Origin of the sequence: Citrobacter sp. wls619 (assembly GCF_005281345.1) — a bacterium.
GTDB lineage: Bacteria > Pseudomonadota > Gammaproteobacteria > Enterobacterales > Enterobacteriaceae > Citrobacter.
The window spans coordinates 1-393 of record NZ_SZXJ01000013.1; the positions used below are offsets into that span (position 1 = coordinate 1).

A 393-nucleotide genomic window follows, 5' to 3' on the forward strand; every position below is an offset into this window, starting at 1 on the left:
TGATCCAGATTTTTAAAGAGCAAAACTTCGCAGTGAACCTTTTCAGGTACACTCTGAAGTTTTCTTGGTTTTTTGCAGTAAAGATGGTGGAGCTATGCGGGATCGAACCGCAGACCTCCTGCGTGCAAAGCAGGCGCTCTCCCAGCTGAGCTATAGCCCCATCGTAGTTATCTCATTCACCTTAATTCTTGCTGAGACAAGGCGTGGAGCGGCGAAGCATACTGAAGTATGCGAGTCGTTTCACAACGCGGTATCAGAAAGAATTTGGTAGGCCTGAGTGGACTTGAACCACCGACCTCACCCTTATCAGGGGTGCGCTCTAACCACCTGAGCTACAAGCCTGCAGAGATTTTCTTACTGCTAATTTTCATCAGACAATCTGTGTGAGCACTA

At 47.8% G+C, this 393-nt stretch carries 2 tRNA genes; both read right to left on the bottom strand.

From position 1 onward, the window contains the following. Positions 1-84: 84 nt before the first annotated feature. Positions 85-160 (bottom strand) — tRNA-Ala (locus FDX19_RS01890). A gap of 105 nt (positions 161-265) precedes the next feature. After that, positions 266-342 (bottom strand) — tRNA-Ile (locus FDX19_RS01895). Positions 343-393: the final 51 nt, after the last annotated feature.